This window comes from Gordonia hongkongensis, from assembly GCF_023078355.1.
GTDB lineage: Bacteria > Actinomycetota > Actinomycetes > Mycobacteriales > Mycobacteriaceae > Gordonia > Gordonia hongkongensis.
In genome coordinates this window covers 5,065,467-5,083,219 of sequence record NZ_CP095552.1, presented here as the reverse complement: position 1 = coordinate 5,083,219, position 17,753 = coordinate 5,065,467, and the positions used below count along the sequence as shown (strand labels likewise).

11 protein-coding genes and 3 pseudogenes are annotated in these 17,753 nt (G+C 66.1%); 3 read left to right on the top strand and 11 right to left on the bottom strand.

Features of this window, described 5'->3' with window-relative positions:
* Positions 1-173 precede the first annotated feature (173 nt).
* Together MVF96_RS22895 and MVF96_RS24735 are read left to right on the top strand one after the other, a co-directional pair.
* A pseudogene (locus MVF96_RS22895) lies at positions 174-2,506 on the top strand (ATP-binding protein); the annotation flags it as partial.
* Positions 2,501-2,824, top strand: a complete 324-nt coding sequence (locus MVF96_RS24735) for a biotin/lipoyl-containing protein (protein WP_418930452.1) — start codon at positions 2,501-2,503, stop codon at positions 2,822-2,824. The pseudogene MVF96_RS22895 and the gene MVF96_RS24735, both read left to right, overlap by 6 nt.
* Positions 2,825-2,869: 45 nt before the next feature.
* Here the strand turns inward: MVF96_RS24735 and MVF96_RS22890 are convergent, their stop codons facing one another.
* Positions 2,870-3,643 carry an enoyl-CoA hydratase-related protein gene (locus tag MVF96_RS22890; RefSeq protein WP_154885525.1) on the bottom strand — a complete coding sequence of 258 codons (774 nt, stop codon included), beginning with the start codon at positions 3,641-3,643 and terminating at the stop codon, positions 2,870-2,872.
* A 236-nt stretch (positions 3,644-3,879) separates the two neighbouring features.
* Here MVF96_RS22890 and MVF96_RS22885 point away from each other — a divergent pair, with 236 nt between their 5' ends.
* Positions 3,880-4,629 (top strand): FadR/GntR family transcriptional regulator, encoded by a 750-nt coding sequence (locus MVF96_RS22885; protein ID WP_226511876.1) that lies wholly within the window; start codon positions 3,880-3,882, stop codon positions 4,627-4,629.
* 14 nt (positions 4,630-4,643) lie between these two features.
* Here the strand turns inward: MVF96_RS22885 and MVF96_RS22880 are convergent, their stop codons facing one another.
* The 10 genes and pseudogenes from MVF96_RS22880 to MVF96_RS22835 all read right to left on the bottom strand — a co-directional run bounded on the left by MVF96_RS22880 (position 4,644) and on the right by MVF96_RS22835 (position 17,552).
* Positions 4,644-5,789 carry a Wadjet anti-phage system protein JetD domain-containing protein gene (locus MVF96_RS22880; protein WP_247450606.1) on the bottom strand — a complete coding sequence of 382 codons (1,146 nt, stop codon included), beginning with the start codon at positions 5,787-5,789 and terminating at the stop codon, positions 4,644-4,646.
* A pseudogene (locus tag MVF96_RS22875) lies at positions 5,786-9,182 on the bottom strand (ATP-binding protein). The gene MVF96_RS22880 and the pseudogene MVF96_RS22875 overlap by 4 nt, the downstream one beginning before the upstream one ends.
* Entirely contained in the window at positions 9,175-9,753 is a 579-nt protein-coding gene (locus MVF96_RS22870; RefSeq protein WP_065629471.1) for a DUF4194 domain-containing protein, read from the bottom strand. The pseudogene MVF96_RS22875 and the gene MVF96_RS22870 overlap by 8 nt, the downstream one beginning before the upstream one ends.
* A complete protein-coding gene (locus tag MVF96_RS22865; RefSeq protein WP_247452162.1) occupies positions 9,750-11,192 on the bottom strand; it encodes a DUF3375 domain-containing protein in 1,443 nt (480 codons plus the stop codon). The genes MVF96_RS22870 and MVF96_RS22865 overlap by 4 nt, the downstream gene beginning before the upstream one ends.
* Before the next feature lie 37 nt (positions 11,193-11,229).
* Complete coding sequence (locus tag MVF96_RS22860; protein ID WP_065629469.1) at positions 11,230-11,628, bottom strand: type II toxin-antitoxin system VapC family toxin; 399 nt, start codon at positions 11,626-11,628, stop codon at positions 11,230-11,232.
* Positions 11,625-11,858, bottom strand: coding sequence for a type II toxin-antitoxin system Phd/YefM family antitoxin (locus MVF96_RS22855; protein ID WP_065629468.1), 234 nt, complete (start codon positions 11,856-11,858; stop codon positions 11,625-11,627). The genes MVF96_RS22860 and MVF96_RS22855 overlap by 4 nt, the downstream gene beginning before the upstream one ends.
* Before the next feature lie 69 nt (positions 11,859-11,927).
* Positions 11,928-13,382 (bottom strand): wax ester/triacylglycerol synthase domain-containing protein, encoded by a 1,455-nt coding sequence (locus MVF96_RS22850; protein ID WP_065629467.1) that lies wholly within the window; start codon positions 13,380-13,382, stop codon positions 11,928-11,930.
* Between the two features lie 6 nt (positions 13,383-13,388).
* A pseudogene (locus MVF96_RS22845) lies at positions 13,389-14,870 on the bottom strand (HAD-IB family hydrolase); the annotation flags it as partial.
* Positions 14,867-17,212, bottom strand: coding sequence for a glycerol-3-phosphate 1-O-acyltransferase (locus tag MVF96_RS22840; protein ID WP_137810259.1), 2,346 nt, complete (start codon positions 17,210-17,212; stop codon positions 14,867-14,869). The pseudogene MVF96_RS22845 and the gene MVF96_RS22840, both read right to left, overlap by 4 nt.
* A gap of 136 nt (positions 17,213-17,348) precedes the next feature.
* Positions 17,349-17,552: a cold-shock protein gene (locus MVF96_RS22835; protein WP_058252822.1), complete on the bottom strand. Its 204-nt coding sequence runs from the start codon at positions 17,550-17,552 to the stop codon at positions 17,349-17,351.
* Positions 17,553-17,753: the final 201 nt, after the last annotated feature.

Below are 17,753 nucleotides of genomic sequence, written 5' to 3'. Positions count from 1 at the left end.
TAGATATTTCTCAGCAGTTTGAGGGTAAAGACTCCGCCAGTCGCGGCGCTAAGTAACTTTACTTAGAGTAGAGTAACCTGACGTTTAGGCCCAGGGATGTGGGTCACATCCTTCCCGCGCCGCCCGCTTCTCGCGTGGCTACTTCCGGCGCATCCGGTGACGAAAGGAAACCCATGTTCGAGAAGGTGCTGGTCGCGAACAGAGGCGAGATCGCGGTACGGGCTTTTCGTGCCGCGGTCGAGCTCGGCGCGAGCACGGTGGCCGTGTACCCCCACGAGGACCGCAACTCCGTTCATCGGGCCAAGGCGTTCGAAGCCTACGAGATCGGCGAACGCGGGCATCCGGTCCGCGCGTACCTCTCGGTCGACGAGATGGTCCGCGTCGCGGCGACGTCCGGAGCCGATGCGGTGTACCCCGGGTACGGCTTCCTCTCCGAGAACGCCGAGTTGGCCCGTGCGTGTGCGACCCGGCAGATCACCTTCATCGGCCCGTCCGCCGAGGTGCTCGAACTCGCCGGCGACAAGTCCCGGGCCGTGGCGGCCGCCGCCGAGGCCGGTCTCCCGGTGCTGACCTCGTCGACCCCGTCGAGTGATGTGGACGAGCTCGTGGCCGCGGCTGATGCGGTCGGTTTGCCCTTGTTCGTCAAGGCGGTCGCCGGTGGTGGCGGGCGCGGCATGCGTCGCGTCGATGAGCCGTCGCGGCTTCGCGGGGCGATCGAGGCGGCCTCGCGCGAGGCCACGACGGCCTTCGGTGACGGCACGGTCTTCCTGGAGCGGGCGGTGGTCGACGCCCGGCACATCGAGGTGCAGATCCTCGGGGACGCCACCGGCGAGGTCATCCATCTCTACGAACGCGACTGTTCGCTCCAGCGCCGCCACCAGAAGGTCGTCGAGGTGGCCCCCGCACCCGCGCTCGACCCGGCTGTCCGTGATCGGATCTGTTCGGATGCAGTGGCTTTCGCCAGGCACATCGGGTACACCTGCGCCGGGACCGTAGAGTTCCTGCTCGGTTCCGACGGTCGGCACGTGTTCATCGAGATGAACCCGCGCATTCAGGTGGAACACACGATCACCGAGGAGATCACCGACGTCGACCTCGTCGCCACCCAGATGCAGATCGCATCCGGTGCGACGCTGCGGGAGCTGGGACTGACCCAGGATTCGATCGAGATCCGCGGCGCGGCAGTGCAATGCCGCATCACGACCGAGGACGTGACCGACGGCTTCCGGCCCGACACCGGGCGGATCACCGCCTACCGCACGCCCGGTGGCTCGGGTGTCCGTCTGGACGGGAGCGTCGGCCTGGGGTCCGAGATCGGCTCCCACTTCGACTCGATGCTCGTGAAACTGACCTGTCGCGGCCGGGACCTGGAGACCGCGCGGGCGCGCGCACGTCGTGCGATCGCCGAGTTCCGGGTCCGGGGCGTCGCCACCAACATCCCGTTCCTGCAGGCGGTTCTCGCCGACGACGACTTCGGCGCGTGGCGGGTCACCACCTCGTTCATCGAATCCCGACCGGACCTGCTCGAGCAGCACGCCTCCGCCGACCGCGGTACCCGGATTCTGCGGTATCTCGCCGACGTCACCGTGAACCGACCGCACGGCGGTTCGACCTGCCCGTCCATCTGCACAGCCACGACACCGCCGGCGGGCAGCTGGCGACCTACCTCGCCGCCTGGGAGGCCGGGGTGGACGCGGTGGATGGGGCGAGCGCACCGCTGGCCGGCACGACGAGTCAGCCACCGTTGTCGGCGATCGTCGTCGCGACGGCGAACACCGACCGCGACACCGGGATCGACCTCGCGGCCTGCTGCGCTCTCGAGCCATATTGGGAGGCGGTCCGGGCGGCGTACTCGCCGTTCGACACGGGCTTGCCGGCACCCACCGGCCGGGTCTATGCCCACGAGATCCCCGGCGGCCAGCTGTCCAACCTGCGGCAGCAGGCCCTGGCATTGGGGCTGGCGGACCGGTTCGAGGACATCGAGGCGGCCTACGCGGGCGCCGACACCGTGCTCGGGCGACTGATCAAGGTGACACCGTCGTCGAAGGTCGTCGGCGATCTCGCGCTGGCACTCGTCGGCGCCGGCGCGAGCGCCGCCGAGTTCGCGGACGATCCGACGGCCTACGACATCCCGGACTCGGTGGTGGATTTCCTGCGGGGCGATCTGGGCGAGCCCGCGGGCGGGTGGCCGGAGCCGCTCCGCACGCGCGCCCTCGAGGGCCGCACCGACCCTCGCCCGGTGACCGCCCTGACCGAGAGCGACCTCGCGGCGCTCGCCGGTACGTCGGCGGAGCGTTGTGATGCGCTCAACCGGTTGCTGTTCCCCGGACCGAATCGTGAGTTCCGCGAGCACCGCGAGACCTATGGCGGCACGTCTCGGCTGTCCACCAACCAGTTCTTCTACGGCCTGCGCCAGGACGAGGAACATCGCGTGGAGCTGGAGAAGGGCGTCGAACTGCTCATCGGGCTCGAGGCGATCTCCGACCCGGACGAGTCCGGGATGCGCAACGTGCTCTGCATCCTCAACGGGCAACTGCGGCCGGTTCGGGTGCGCGACCGCTCGGTCGAGTCGACGACACGCACCGCGGAGGAGGCCGACCCCGCCCTCCCGGGGCAACTCGCCGCACCCTTCGCCGGTGTGGTGACGCTGTCGGTGAAGGAGGGCGACGAACTCCGCCGGGGTGAACCGATCGGCACGATCGAGGCGATGAAGATGGAGGCCTCGATCTCCGCGCCGGTCACCGGGATCGTGCAGCGTGTCACGGTGTCGGGATCGACCGAGGTCGACGGCGGGGATCTCCTGCTGACCATCGCGACGGACTGACGCGGTGCGTCGGGTCCGCGTCCCGATGGCGCGGACCCGACGTCGTCACTTGCGTGCGAGGTCGGCGACCTGGGCCTCCACCGCGGTCTTGGAGTCGGGGTGTTCGGACAGTCGCACGGTGAAGGACTGCTCGAGCTCGTAACCGCGACGGATGTCGAGATCTTCGCAGCCGTTCAGGGATTGTTTGGCGAGCACGATGGCGTGCCTGCTCTTCTCCGCGATGGAGCGCGCGCGGGCGGTCGCGATCTCCAGGAGATCGTCGTGGGCGACGACCTCGAGCGGTGCTCCCCACCGCTCCAGGGTCGACGCGTCGACCGGTTCGGCGGTGAGGAACATGCGGCGCATCGCCTGCTGGGGCAACATGCGGGCGGTGAAGCGACCACCGCCGAGGACCCCGACGTTCATCTCGGGCAGTCCGAAGGTGGCGCGTTCGGACGCGACCACGAGGTCGGAGAGCGCGACGAGTCCGAACCCGCTTCCCAGGGCCGGGCCGTTCACCGCGGACACCACGGGGAGGTGACACTCGCGCACGCTGAACAGCGCCCGCCGGGCCCGCCGCATCGCGATGTCGCCGCTGACAGTGGACATCGTCCGGAACTCGTTGATGTCGTTGCCCGCGCTGAAGATGCGGCCCTGACCGGTCAGCACGATCACGCGCACGTCCTGGTCGTCGGACAGCGCGTCGAACGTCGCCGCGATGTCCTCGTACATCTGCCCGTCGATGGCGTTGACCTTGCCCCGCGAGAGCTCGACGAGTGCGATACCGGGCTGGTGCACGGTGACGGAGAGGTTCCCGGAGGCCGGGGAGGTGGTCTGCATGGGTGCCTATCTGTCGTGGACTGCGCCGACGGGCGGTCGGGGCCCCGGCGCGAACGAACGGAACGGGACTCACGGTAATCGAGCGAGCAAAATATGTACACAGTTACGACGACGGGTCGTCTCGCCACCGCACCGATCGTTCGAGGGCGACCATTGCCGCCCCGATCCGAACTAGAGAGCAGGTGCGGGCGGGTAAGGTGTCGGCACCGACCGATCAGCCGAGACACGGGAGCCGCATGACCGTCGCCGACGAGCCCGCCACCCGGCAGCCGCGCGGGCAGAAGATGTCCGCGCGGGTGGCCAACATGGTGGCCGATCAGATCCTCAGCGGTGGCATCGTCGAGGGTCAGCGCCTGCCGACCGAGAAGGAGATGGTCAGCGAGTTCGGCGTGGCACGCACGACGGTGCGTGAGGCACTGCGGCTCCTCGAGAGCCGAGACCTCGTGACGATCAAGGCGGGAATCGGCGGCGGGCCCATAGCCAAACGGCCCGAACTCGATTCGCTCGGCAACATCATGAAGCTGTTCCTCCAGATCAACGGCGCGAACATCAGTGATGTCATCGACGTCCGGTTGATGCTCGAACCGATGGTCGCGCGGGCCGCGGCGCAGAACGTCACCGACGAGCAGATCGAGTCGATGCAGCGGGCACTGGACCGGATGCGCGACCATCCCGAGGACCACGCCAACTTCCAGGAGAACAACGCCGCATTCCAGCGCGGGGTGTACGAGGCGGCGGGCAATCCCGCACTGCGGGTGGTCATGGAGACGCTGTGGCTGCTCGTTCGCGACGCCGAACCCGTCGAGCATCCCATCGCGACGCGGCTCGCGGCCTTCGAACTCCAGCAGGACATCCTCGACGCCATGCGCGCTCGCGATGTCGAGGCCACCGCGGCCGCGATGGACGTCTTCAACCAGGAGTCCGCCCGGTACTACCGCCGACGGCTCCGCGACATCATCTCCCAGCCGGTGCAGTGGCAGATCTGATCGTCGGCACACGTCTACCTTTCGAGGTGCTCCAGAGCCCACGCCCAGTCGATGCGTTCTTGCTCGAGCCGAACCCGCTCACCGAGCGAGTCGTCCGCGAGGTCGGCGTACAGGTCGTGTTCTGCGGGTGAGAGGTGGCGGAGTGCGGCTGTGGTGGGGCTCGGCTCGGTAACCCATCGATCGCGATGCGCGAACAATGTTTCGCGATCCATCAAGATCGATTCGGTCTGCGGAAGCCAGGCACGTAGCCGGTCGAGAATCGCGAAGCCGTGTGTGTCGAGGTCACCCCAGTACCGAACAGGCACGTCGGTCAGCCAGGGAAGGCGCCCGATTCTGTCGATCTCGAATCCCTTGCCCCAGAACACGGCTCCGTGGGCTGGAACATCGACGCTGAGATAGGTGATCTCGTTCTCGATGACCAGGACGCGCGAGGGACGCAAGTCGATCCGGGTGAGCTCGTCAGCTCGGAGGCTCACCTCCGAAACGTGCTCGAGAAGTCCCAGCGACGGTGACGGTCGCAGTCTCACGAACTCTGGTTTCGTCTGCAAACCCAGCCCGGTCACGAAACCGGACGCCGTCGACGACACTCCGAGTATCGACGCCAAGACTCCCCGGTGCCTTTCGGTGAACTTGGTGTCGACCCCAGGTGCGCTGATCTGACGCAGGAAGCGTCGGGAGTCCCGATGCGTGTCGAGCCATCGGTGCGCGTCGATCAGTCGAGGAAACTCCGATGCCAGATCTATTGCGCGAAACGGGTTCTGGAACAGCCACGCGTGGACCGCGGGATCGTCGGCGGCGAGCTCGAGCAACCTCTCGAACGGCTGTACCGCTGCCTTCACGTTCAGAAGTGCCCACGCCTGCTCATAGGTGGAGATGATCGCCCGTCGTGGAAGCGTGTTACGCCCGACGTGCCGGCCGCCGATTGTTTGCCAGACCAGGGAGTACCTGGTGTCGCCACGACGTCCGCCGTCCAACGCCGTGACCCAGTCGCGAGCGGCGCCGAGATCTGCTCCTATCTGCGACGCGGTGGGCCCGCGCAGCGGAATCTCGATGGGCTCGAATGGTTCTCGGTTCGCAAACGTCCGGAGCAGCGTCCCGTCGTCCCAGCGGCGTCTGGCTTTGATGGCGATGTCGGCCGGGGTGGTCCAACGATCGGTCACCGCAGACGCCCGTCACGGCGTGACCGGTATTCCTCGATCGTCATCGTCTGCAGGCGTGAAAAAGTGCCCGTCGGATTGTCGACGAATCCGATCGCCTTCACGTAGGGCTCGATGACGTGCACCTTCTGCAAAGGGGTGACGATCAGGAGCTGCAGACCCAATTTGGCGAACAGGTCCAGCGCATAACGGGTCGACAGGTCAGAGCCGCGCCCGAATGCCTCATCGATGACGGCGAACCGGAAGTCGCGCGACTTCTTCACACCCCACTCGAGTCCGAACTGGTAGGCAAGGGACGCGGCCAGGATCGTATAGGCGAGCTTTTCTTTTTGCCCACCTGACTTGCCGTCGGAATCGCTGTAGTGTTCCCACTCCACGTCCGTCTCGACATCGCGTTCGGATGCGGAGAACACGAACCAGTTGCGCACATCGGTGACACGCCGCGTCCAATTCTTGTCGAGGTCGGCGTGATTGTCCCGTCCGCGGAAACGCTCGATGATGCGTTTGACGTCGAGGAAACGCTGCTCCGAATACTGATCGCCGTCTACTGCGAGACTGTCGCTCGTCAGATTCCGCAGGTCGGAGCGGAACTGTGCCACATCCTGATTCGTGGTTGACTCGCGCTCCAACCGGATATACCGACCGGGGTTGTAGGGCACGGCGCCCAGCGCTTCGTTGATCCGCCGCACGCGTTCGTCGATGGATGCGGCCTGCCGGTTGAGCCAGTTGTTGAAGCCGGCGAGTTCTTGAATGGCGTTCTTGTTCAGCTGTTCTTTGAACTCGAACTCGAAGCGCGGCAGATCGTCGGTCGCGACCCGTTCGCGGAGGGCGACGAAATCCGCCCTGGCATCGACGTCGGCATCCATGTCCGATCGCAGGTCCGGCCACCGGCGGAGAACCTCGGTCATGTGCTGCGTTAGGCGCTGTCCGAAGCCGCCGAGCTCGCGGGTGAGGCGCTCGATCCGTTGATGAAGCGTCGCGGTCAGTGTCGTTTGAGCTGTGGTGCAGTCTGCTGCCCTTGCCGGAACACCGCCGTCCAGCCGACGTTCCAGAGCGTCGTAGCATGCTCGTGCGGCGTCGAGTTCAGCCTCCGGGTGGTCCGCGACGAACTCGTCGTCGCTCTTCTTGTCCTGCTCGGCCCGATGACTCGCGGCGGCGGTGGTTGCGAGCTTGCCGGTGAGGTCGTCGATCGCGGCAGCCGTGGAATCCGCGAGCGCGGCGTTCTGCTCCAGCGCCGTGGTGATCTCGCGAAGGCGTGAGGACCCCGATTCGAGCCGGGCGCGCTCGGCCTCGTGGGTGGCGACGCGTCGTTGTGCTTCCTCGATGTCGAGCTCGGCCCAGGAATGGAATCCTTCCAGCCGCGCCAGGGACTCGCTGCGATTCTGGGTGGCGTCGCGTTCCTCCGACAGCGCCACCACCTCCGCCGAAGCAGCCACGCGCTCGCGGTCGGACTCGTCGAGATCCTCTCGTAGGACCGCGATCTTGCGCTCATTGGCCCATCCGAGCACCCATCGGCGTGGGTCGTCGACCCGGTGTCGGTCGTCCTTCTCGTGACGGCCACCGGACCGCACCTGACCTTCGCGGGTGACGGCGCGCTTGGCAGCGCGGAACTCCTCGATGGTGGCGGCCCGCTGATGTTCGGCGCGCCGGAGGAGTTCGTCGCGCAGATAGCCCTCGAACGGCCCGCTCTTGATCTCGAGGCAGTCAGCGAGAATCGGTAGATCAGAGCCATTTCTCTGCAGGGGAACTCGACGGATCGGCACTCGTTCGTACACGAGCCGGGCACCGACAGTCCGGCCGCCGTGATTGTGGAACGTGAGTCGGCGGGAGTTGACCCAGTTCGTCACGGCATCGTAGTGCTGCTGCGGTACCAGTAGCGACAGTGCGAAGCCACGCAAGACACGTTCGGCAGCGCCACGCCACTCGCTGTGTTCTTCGACGACGTCGATCAGTTCACCCGCGTAGGGCAGGTCGGCAGGTGTCAGGCCGGTGTCGGTGGCCAGCTGTTCGCGTATCTGGACCTGGTCGGGTGGCAGGTTGCTGGTGCGTTTCTGCAGATCGTCGAGCTCGGTCCGGATGGTCTCCTGACGTCGGGCCGCTTCTTTCTCTCGGCCGATGGCGTCGGCGCTCGCAGCATCGAGCGATCTCTTCGCCTCGACGAGTAGTGGTCTCGCGGGTGATGAAGCCGTGAAGATCAGTGAACTGCTCAACCGTTGTGACGGGGGCGAAGCCTGCAGCCGTGACGGTGGCGTCGAAGAGGGATCGTCCGTGACGGCGCTTCTCCACGTCGTCACGGGCAACGGCGGCGAGTCGCTCGAGTTCGCCGACTCGATCGCCGCCGGCTCTTGCCCGCTCCTCGATCAGAGACTCGCGTTCGCGGGCCAACTCGCGTAGCCGTCCTCTGGCCGCATCCTGGTTGCGGAGGAGCTGCTCGCCCTGGCTCGTATAGGTGGCGATGTCGTCTGCCAGCAGGCGCGAGCGATTCTCGGCTATGAACAGGCGTATGGCCGCACGCTGTACGTCGAGAGCCTCGCGCTCGGCAAGTGCGGCATCGTACTTCTCTGTGGCGACCACGATGGGATCCAGCGCCTCGAGCAGTTCGCGGGCGCGTTTGACCGCGTCGTACGACTTCGTGAGATTGTCGAAATGGTCGATGATGTCGCGGACACGTTCGCCGGCGTCGCTCGGCTCGAGCATGTGGTTGCGCACGAAATCGTTCAGATTGCCCACGGACTTCATCGACACGGTCTGATGTAGTAGCTCCAACGCCTGCTCTGATCGGATGCCTAGCAATCGGCGCAGCGAAGTGGAGTACTTCGGGAACTCGTCGACCACCTCGGCCCCGCCGGACCGTAGGCGTTTACGAAGGTCGCGCAAATCTGAACCGAAATCGGCGAAGTCCGTCGTGATGGCGAGTTGTTTGGTTGCGGTGACGTAGAACCGGTAGGGCTGTCCGGCGGTGTCGCGCTGCTGGAAAACCTGCGCCAGGGTGACCGTCTCGTCATATCCCCGATTGCTGAAGACGCCCAGGATGACCGAGTATGTATTGCGCTCCTGCCGAAGGCCTTTGGCGCGAGAGCGGCCGGTTGCTTCCTGTCGTTCGGACTTGTAGTGGCCTTCGACGTAGGAGCGAAGCGTGCGTTCCTTGGCCTCAGCTCCCGCGGCCCTGTTGTAAGCGATCTTGTGTGCGGGCATCAGCAGTGTGGTCACCGCATCCACCAGCGTCGACTTGCCCGACCCGATGTCGCCGGTGAGTAGTGCGGTGTCTGTGTCGGGGGTGAGCCGCCACACCTGTCGGTGGAAGGTGCCCCAGTTCAACACCTCGACGTGCTGCAATCGGAACCCGGCGCCTCCGGCACCCCCGAGTTCGACCGCTGAGAACAGACCGTCAGTCATCGGGGCCCGCGGTTCCTGCGTATTGGCGCAGTTTGCCCGCGAAATCCGACAGTGTTTGCGCATCCACGTACGCCTTGATGATGCGACGCACCTCCCACTGGTCGGTCTGCCCACGTAACTGGCGCAGGAAGCCCAGTTCGACGGCCTTCTTGATGGTGTTATCGGCCTGTTCGACCAGGCGCGCCTCATTCGTCGATTCGGCTTGGAAGAGTTGTAGCATCTCCACGATCTGATCCGTTGACAGGACGAGTCGTCCTTCACCGCCGGTGATCTCGAACTCCAGCAGGCGTTTGCGTAGCAGCACGAGCAGCAGGCTCACGTTGTAGGTCAGCGCCCGCCTGCGGACCAACCGCGGAAGTGGCTCTTCGCCTTCCTCTTCCGGGTGTGAGCGCAGATAGGCGTAGCCCTCGGACTCGTCGACTATGACATCGACGCCGATCGTGGTGAAGTGATCGCGTACGCCGGCTCCCGAGCGTTCGAGTGTGGCCCAGATGTCCTCGTCCGATTCGCGGTACACCACGCCCCGCATCAATCGGATTATGGCACTCGAAATTGCGTGGTCGTCGGTCATCGTCGCCTCACAGTGACACTCGGCAGCCGGGCACGTTTGACCGTGCTCGGGTCACTCGGGTCGGCGTACTCGAGCAGGGTCTCGTCGGTGTCGTCGATGTCGACGCTGACATCGTCATCGTCGAGGGCGAGGTAACCGACGATCTCGGCCGCACCCTGTTCTATCGGATACATGGTGACCACATCGGATAGCAGTGCCGACGATCTCTCCGGGAGGATGCTGCGGATGTTGGCTGCCAGGCGGGCTTGGTCGACGAACGTCTGGGCGAACAACAGGTCTGCGTCCAGGTTCTCGGTCGCGTCCTCGACCCGACTCTCGACGGTCGCAGAGGCGGGTTGTTGATAGAGTGGCCTGTCGAACGGCAGCGCGATCTCGATACCGGTCTGATCCACAGTGAGCCCGAAATCTGGTGTCCTGCCACGAATCTCGAGGGCGCTAGCCTCTACGGACCGGACCAGGTCGAGTACGCGGCGATTCTCCAGCCAGACCTGATCGTCGAGGAATCGGCGTAGCTGTTCAGAGATCTGTCGGACCATGCGCTGGGTTCGGTCGGCAGCCTCGGACCAGTCGTGATGGATGCTGCGGATGCGCTCGTCGACGTCGATCATCTCCAGCGACGACACCTTCGCAAGCAAGTCTGCCAGTTCCGTCTGGCGCGAATCGGACAGCAAGAATTCGTAGAACGACCCGAAGCTACGACCTTGATCGGACGAGGCGATCTCGGATCGGCTGCCCACCAGGTCGGCGAGGAGTTCGCCCTTGGGCCCGGTCCAGGACGCGATCTTCTCGCGGGCCGAGCGATCAAGAAGGCGGAAGTTGTCTTCTACCTCTCGGAAGTCGGCGAGCAGTTCACGTGCGGTCGACGCCACCTGCTGATAGCGGTCTCGAACCCCGGTCTGATCCAGATACGTCAGTTCGCCGCACTCGGCCGCGGCGATTTCTGCATCGATCTCGGCGCGACGCCGCCGCAGCTCTGCCAGTCGAACCTCGGGGTCTACCTCGGTGCCGTCCACGATCTGCCGAAGAAGCTCGACGACGGTGTGCAGTCGCGACTCGGTACCGACGAACGCTCTGCCCTGTAGAGAGACGATCCAGGCGTACGCCTTCTCGAAAGCCGGCGTCACCTCGTAATAGATCTCGTCGTCGCCGGAGGGGCAGAAGCGTCGTAGGAACCCAGCCTCGGTGCCGGCCCAATCCTCGAGGTAGGCGCGGGGTTCTTTGGGAAATCGAACCGAACCGTCGTTGGTGGGTAGCGAGGTGTTCAGGTCGTAGAGCAGATCATCCAGAGCGGTGGCCAGTTCTCCAGCTGAACTCGCACCACGGTTGCCCTCGACGAAGAATGTCCCGAGAAACGTCAGGATGAGCGGGGAGTGGTGGGCGCGCAGGAGCCGCCACGCGGGATGGCGTTCCCACAGAGTGGTGAACGCATCAAAGTCCATGAGTTCCTCTCTAGGGGAGGGGACTGACACCGAGGACTCACCGGCGAGTGTCGATGACAGGTGTCAGCGTGCCGGTCTGGATGACCTGATCGCTCGTCGCGATGGTCAGACCTCGGCGGGTGGCCTGAGCGACGATCATGCGATCGAAGGGATCGCGATGTTCCCAGGCGAGCTGTCCTGCTGTCACCGCGTCGCTGGAATCGATGGCGAGGTCGGTCGCTGACATGGACGAGAGGGTTTCTTCCCACGCGGCGAGGAGCGGCGCTCCGTCGAGTCTGCCCAGCCGCGTCTTGATGGCGATTTCCCAGGCCGACGCAGCCGACACGTAGAGAGCGTTGCCGGGATTCGCGAGGATGTCCAAGGTGGTGGGTGACAGCCGGTCCGGTTCGCTGACCAGCCACAGGACCGCGTTGGTGTCCAGCAGGACATCGGTCACGAACCCGACTCCCAGCGCTCGAGGTCGTCGGCGGACAGCGGTGCGTCGAAGTCGTCGGGAACAACCATGGCCGGGAACTGCCCGAATCGACGCGGAGGTGGTGCCACGGGCCTGAGTACTGCGACGGGTCGGCCATGCGTGGTGATAGTGATCTCTTCCCCGGTTCTCTCGATCTCAGCCAGCACGGCGTTGAGGCGCGCCTTGGCTTCTGTGCTGCTCAGGGTTCTCATGAGCCGATTCTACTCGGTTCTGACCATTCGGACTGGTTCGAATGCACAGAACGTGGGCCACGAGTTCCCTCACACCACCCGTCGCAGAACCCCCGGCACGACGTCGTCATCGGCGGCGAGAGCCAGCACCTCACCGAAACCGGCGACGAGGCAGTCGGCGAACAACTCGAGGTCGGTGACCGCGGCGCCGTCGGAATTGATTCCGAGACAGGCCGTTCCGTTGTGGGTGATCATCGTCGCCATCATCGCGCAACCGGGCAGCGGGCCGAACGGGAACATCCGCTCGACCTTGGCGCCGGCCACGTAGGTGTCCCACGGGATGCCCGGCACGTTGCTGGCCTGCAGATCGTTCTGGCTGGTCGTGCCGCTGAACTGCATGAGCACCGATCCGGGCAACCAGGCCATCACCGAGCCCAGCGTGTTGAAGATGTCGACGGCCGGTTCGTGCCGGGCGACGCGGACCTGTTCGCGGATGGTGAGGACCCGCTCGAAGGGGTCGGCGATCCCGACCGGTCCGGCGAGCCGTCCCACCGCGATCCGGTTGCCACCCGCCGGATCCTCCGGACGCCGCACCGAGATCGGGATCGCGACCGGCATCGTCTCGATCGGGGTGCCCATCTTCTCGTGATAGAGGCGGAAGCCGCCGATGAGCCCGGCGAGGTAGACGTCGTTGATCGACGCACGAGTCGCCGTCGCGGTCGCCTTGAGGTCGGTGAACGGGACCTCGAACGCACTGAAACGCCACGACAGGCTCCGGTGCGCGAGCAACGGGGAACCCGGGGGACTGACCAGTCCCGCCACGCGTGGAACCGAGCGACCATAGCGGAGAACGGAACTCAGTGCCTGGCGGGGATGTGCCAGGGCGCGGACGCCGCGGAAGGTCGTGTCGACACGATGCGGGATCCGCCGGATCTCCTCGCCCACCTGCCGGCGGAGCAGGTCGACGGGCGTGATGTTCACCGGGTCGGGACTCGGCGGCTGGGGTTTGCCCGGATTGTGTTCGCGTGTGGGCGAATGCAGCTGGGCGAGTCCGATGATCGCGCCCAGGCCGTCGGTGAGCGCATGGTGGGCTTTGAGGAAGTATGCGGCCTTGCCGTCCGGCAGCCCTTCGATCAGCGTGCCCTCCCACGGCGGCCGTGCGGCATCGAGCGCGGTCATCGCGAGCTGCTCGCACGTGACGAGCAGCTCACGCATGCTGCCGTTGCCGCCCAGACGGATTCGGCGCAGATGGTAGTGCAGGTCGAAGTCCGGGTCGACTGCCCAGCTGGGCGTTCCCATGCCGAACGGGGAGTCGACGACGCGCTGCCGGAATCGCGGGGCCATTCGGCTTCCCCATTCGTGGGCAGCCACGAGCCGGTCCCAGTCCGGGGCGCAGTCGTACACCTCGAGCATGCAGATGGTCCCGCGCATCCGGCGATCGGTGTCGCCTCGCCACATGATGGTGTCCACCGAGCTCATGTGGGGCTCGTTGGCCCAGTCGAGCGGTCGGTCCACCCCGTCGGTCAGGTCCGGTTCCTCGCTCACACTTGCCTCTTCCGGTACCTCGACGGGTGGCCGGGCGTCGTCGTCGGCGAAGAAGTCCAGCGGCCAGTCGGCCAGGGCGCTGATGTACATCTGCCGGACCTCCTCGGCGCGGTCGCCGATCTCGTCGGGCGACCAGTCGCTGGTGTCCACCGGCGGCAGCACCATCACCTCGACGGTCCCCGGTCGGATGAGTTGCGCACCGCGCCACATCAACTCGCCGGTGTTACGCAGGACCACCGGTACGACGGGGACACCCGCCTGCATCGCGATGTGGAACGGACCCTTCTTGAACCTGCCCACACGTGGTGTGGGCGACCGGGTGCCCTCGGGCGCGACCACGAGCGACATTCCCTCGTCCCGCAGAGCTGTGACGGCCGGCGCCAGCTGTTCGATCGCGCGGCCCGGGTCGGCGCGATCGATGAACACCAACCCGGCCTGCTGCAGGATCGGCCCGACCACCGGAACCCGTTGCACCTCCTTCTTGGCCACCCCCGTGGCCTCGGACCGCACGAGGTTGATCATCACCGGCAGGTCGAGTTTCGACTGGTGGTTGAACAGGAACACGCACGGCCGCGCCGACGTGAGGTACTCGCCTCCGTCGAGGACCTGCACGTGGATCCCGGCGAGTGACAGCCCGACGTCGGTACCGGTCGGCAGGGCCTCGACGAGTGCGGCGGGATCGCGTCGAACGAGCCCGGTGGTGACGCCCACCGCGGCGGAGGCGAGAAACGAACCGTAGAAGGCGCCGGTTCGGGCCAGCATCCCGAGCCGGTTGTACGTGGGGTTCTTCAGGTCGATGATCGGCCAGCCGCGGGATTCGGCCTCCGCCCGCAGTATTCGGCGCGGGGAGACCGCCGCCGGGTTGCCCACCGACTCCAGGTACGGGATGTCCTCGTTGCCGTCGCTGTAGGCGAAGGAGGCGTCGAGGTCGATGCCGTGCTCACGGGCGAGGGTGCGTACCGCAGCGGCTTTTCCCGGACCCCAGAGCGGGCGTCCCCGGATGTTGCCGGTGACCACCCCGTCGACGACCTCGACATCGGTGGCGAGTGCGAAGTCGGCCTCGATCTCCCGCGCGATGGGTTCGATCTGGAATCGGGTCGCCGACGACGCGATGACGATGGTGTGTCCCATCTCCCGATGCGCGCGCAGGATCTGCCACATCTGCGGCCGCAGCTTGGCCGCCGTCTCGTATTTGAAGAGGTGTTCGCCGAACTCGATCAGCTCGGCGTAGGTCTTGCCGGCGAACGTGGGACGCGTGGCGTCGAGCACTTCTGCGTAGTCCTGTTCGGACACGACGCCGCGCAATCCGATGAGCAGGAAGTCGGCGAGTTCGCCGAAACCGAATTCCATGCTGCGCAAGCGTGCTCGCATGATGGCGGCGGCGGAGAAGCCCTCGATCAGGGTGCCGTCGTAGTCGAACAGCGCGGCGACCTTCTTACCGGTGGGTGCCGACCGGATGGCCCGCATCCGGTCGGTGAAGGCACTCACGGTGTCCCCTCCGACCAGACCGTGTCCATGGTGTCGGCTCCGCCCACGGCACGCTGGAGATCCTCGATCGACGCGATCCGGGCCAGCCGCTCGCGCATCGATTCGACCTCGTCGAGCCAGTCCCGGCGGGCGGTCGCGAGGTCCGCGACCTCCTCGCCGTGGATCAGGTGGCGGTTGTCGGCGAGCTGATAACAGCCGTCGTAGAGGTCCTTGGAAACCGAATCCTTGCTGCGCACAACACCTTGCAGGGACAGCTGGCGTCCCAGACCGAGGCATTCGACGATCAGGTCCTCCTTGTCGCGCGATGCGGTGCCGAGTTCCACGAGTTTGGTCGCGAAGACCAGTTGGGCGTCGAAGAACGGCTGCAGGGTGCGTCGGGCGAGGAGTCCGCCGGTGTGGCCGTGCAGTACCTCGTAGGTCCACTCCTGCGTCGGCGTCACGGCACGCCAGCCCGGGGCCAGCAGATCGAGTTCGAGACCGAGTCGGTGCAGGAACTCGGTCTTGGCCGGGAAGAAGAACTCGAACTTGAGCAGATCGCGGATTCGCAGGGCCTCCCGTTGCGACGCCGCGAGCAGCCCCTCGTCGGCGAGCGGACCGTCGGCCGTCTCGTCGTATCCGACGGGGTGTTCGTCCGGCGGGATGTCGTCGGCCCGGACGTCACCGTCGGCCACGGCGATCATGGCGACCTCGACGATCGCGCGGTCGACGAAGTGATGGAGCGCCCCGTTGCGGTAGTAGGCCGCGACCGCGTGATTGTCCGGCACGATGGACCACACCGGTTCGGAACCGCCGTCGAAGCAGCTCACCACGCCGTTGCCGGCGAGGACCCGGAGGGTCTGGGTCAGCCCGACCCCGCGGCACAGGGCCGGGTCCGGGCCGGGTAGCTCGCGCCGGCGGATGTAGTCGAGCAGGGGAGCCAGGATGGCCTCGATCTCCGCGAGCGTGTACGCCCTGTCGTGCGCGCCGAGGAGGGCGAAACCGGCCAGCGAGGTCGCCGAGATCGGGGTGGCGGAATTGATCTCGTCCATCACCCGGAACGCGACCTTCTCCAGTCGCGCGCGGCCCTCGCCGGCGTCGGCGAGAGCGGTCCGCAGCGAGATGGGGGTCCCGAATCGCACCCGGGCCTCGCCCAGGTACGCGCGCTGCGCCTTCGCATAGCGCAACAACCACCCGACGCCCTCGGGCTTCTTCGTGCCACCGGCGTCCTCGGCCGCCATCGCGCCGATCTCCTGGAGCTGGTCGTACACGATCGAGGTCGGCACGATCGTCACGTCGGCCTCGTCGAGCTGCCCCACCGCGTCGACGACGTAGGTGAGCAGTCCCAGTTTGGGCTTCCGGAGCTTGCCGGTCCGGCTGCGACCGCCCTCGATGTACCACTCCAGGTTGAAGCGCTTCTCGACGATGTAGGCGAGGTAGGAGCGCATCGCGAACTTGTAGACCGGGTCCGCGCCGAACTTGCGCCGGATGAAGATCATGCCGGCGCGGCGGGCCACCGGGCCCACCGGCCAGAACGAGAGATTGTTCCCGCCGAGCACGAGGTTGGGTGGGAAGTCGTTGTTGCGCAGCACTTTCGCCAGGACCAGCGGATCGACATAGGACCGGTGGGAGGGCAGGAAGATCAGGCCGGTGGACTTGTTGAGGGTGCGCAGGGTGTTGAGGTTCTCGACGTCGACGGTGACGTTCCAGGCCCGCTCGTGCAGTCGGTTGAAGGTCGCCGAGAACACGTCGTCCATGAGCCGGCTCTGGGTGGCGACGAAGGTCGAGAGTTTGTCGGTGGCCTCGGCGACCACCGCATCGGTGGGCCGACCCAGCTCGGCTGCGAGTTTGGCCGCGGACGTCTGGAATCGCGACGAACTGCTGATCTGCTCGGCGACCAGCCGGGGGACCTTGTAGCGATCACCGACGATCTGGCGTTCGGCTCGCTCGGCCGACACCGACGCCTGGAACAGGACGAACTGGGCGAACGGCTCACCCTGCGCCTGGTGATGGGCATACCGGGTGCGTAGTTCCTCGATCGTGGCGGGTGCACCGGCAACGACGCGGAGACTGTCCGGACGTCTCTTCCGGATCAGCGGCTGGACCGCTCCGAGCGGCCGCCGGGGATTGGACAGCACCAGGACGTCGCCCAGCGTGACCCGCCGCTCACCCTGCCGGACCGCCGGGAGCCAGACCGCCCGGACAGGCACGAGCAACGTCTCCGGCGCCATGCCGTCGAAGTCGATCTCCGCCGATCGGGAGATCGTCGCGTCCGGATAGTTCGCCGCCGTCCACTCGCGTACCGCCCGCATCTCGCACGACGTACGGGCTTTGGTCAGCACCACCACCGGATCGGTCACCTGCATCACCCTCACGTCTCCTGGGGTCCGGCCCCGCCTAATTGTGACGTGGACTACGCCGAGGGGGGTGGTTTTCGTCAGGATGACGAAACGCCCCATCCGACCGAGTGGCCGTCCGGGGCGTTTCGCGCAAGTCAGGAGCTCAGAGCGCGCTGACGTTGGTAGCCTGGGGGCCCTTGGCACCCTGCTCGACGTCGAATTCGACGCGCTGGTTCTCTTCGAGGTTGCGGAAGCCGCTACCTTGGATCGAGGAGTAGTGGACGAAGACATCTGCGCCCTGGTCGTCGGGAGCGATGAAGCCGAAGCCCTTTTCGCCGTTGAACCACTTGACGGTTCCCTGTGCCATACTGCTGTACTTCTTTCTTCAGTGTGCGCAACCACCAAGACCGATGGCCGCCCGTCAACTCTGTCACAGATGAGGACCGTTGGGAAACGCAGGGCGCAATCGTTGTGGGCGGTCCGCTGCGCGGGTACCCCGTTCGAGAAAGAAACCCGGGTGTTCGGGGTCTGCGTGAGTAGGCTGGACAGGGCACCACGCGATCGACCT

Bases quoted from the DNA above. Each gene is read 5' to 3' on its own strand.
- MVF96_RS24735 (WP_418930452.1), top strand. From the start codon at position 2,501: ATGCGCAACGTGCTCTGCATCCTCAACGGGCAACTGCGGCCGGTTCGG.
- MVF96_RS22890 (WP_154885525.1), bottom strand. From the start codon at position 3,643: ATGCAGACCACCTCCCCGGCCTCCGGGAACCTCTCCGTCACCGTGCAC.
- MVF96_RS22885 (WP_226511876.1), top strand. From the start codon at position 3,880: ATGACCGTCGCCGACGAGCCCGCCACCCGGCAGCCGCGCGGGCAGAAG.
- MVF96_RS22870 (WP_065629471.1), bottom strand. From the start codon at position 9,753: ATGACCGACGACCACGCAATTTCGAGTGCCATAATCCGATTGATGCGG.
- MVF96_RS22865 (WP_247452162.1), bottom strand. From the start codon at position 11,192: ATGGACTTTGATGCGTTCACCACTCTGTGGGAACGCCATCCCGCGTGG.
- MVF96_RS22855 (WP_065629468.1), bottom strand. From the start codon at position 11,858: ATGAGAACCCTGAGCAGCACAGAAGCCAAGGCGCGCCTCAACGCCGTG.
- MVF96_RS22840 (WP_137810259.1), bottom strand. From the start codon at position 17,212: ATGCAGGTGACCGATCCGGTGGTGGTGCTGACCAAAGCCCGTACGTCG.
- MVF96_RS22835 (WP_058252822.1), bottom strand. From the start codon at position 17,552: ATGGCACAGGGAACCGTCAAGTGGTTCAACGGCGAAAAGGGCTTCGGC.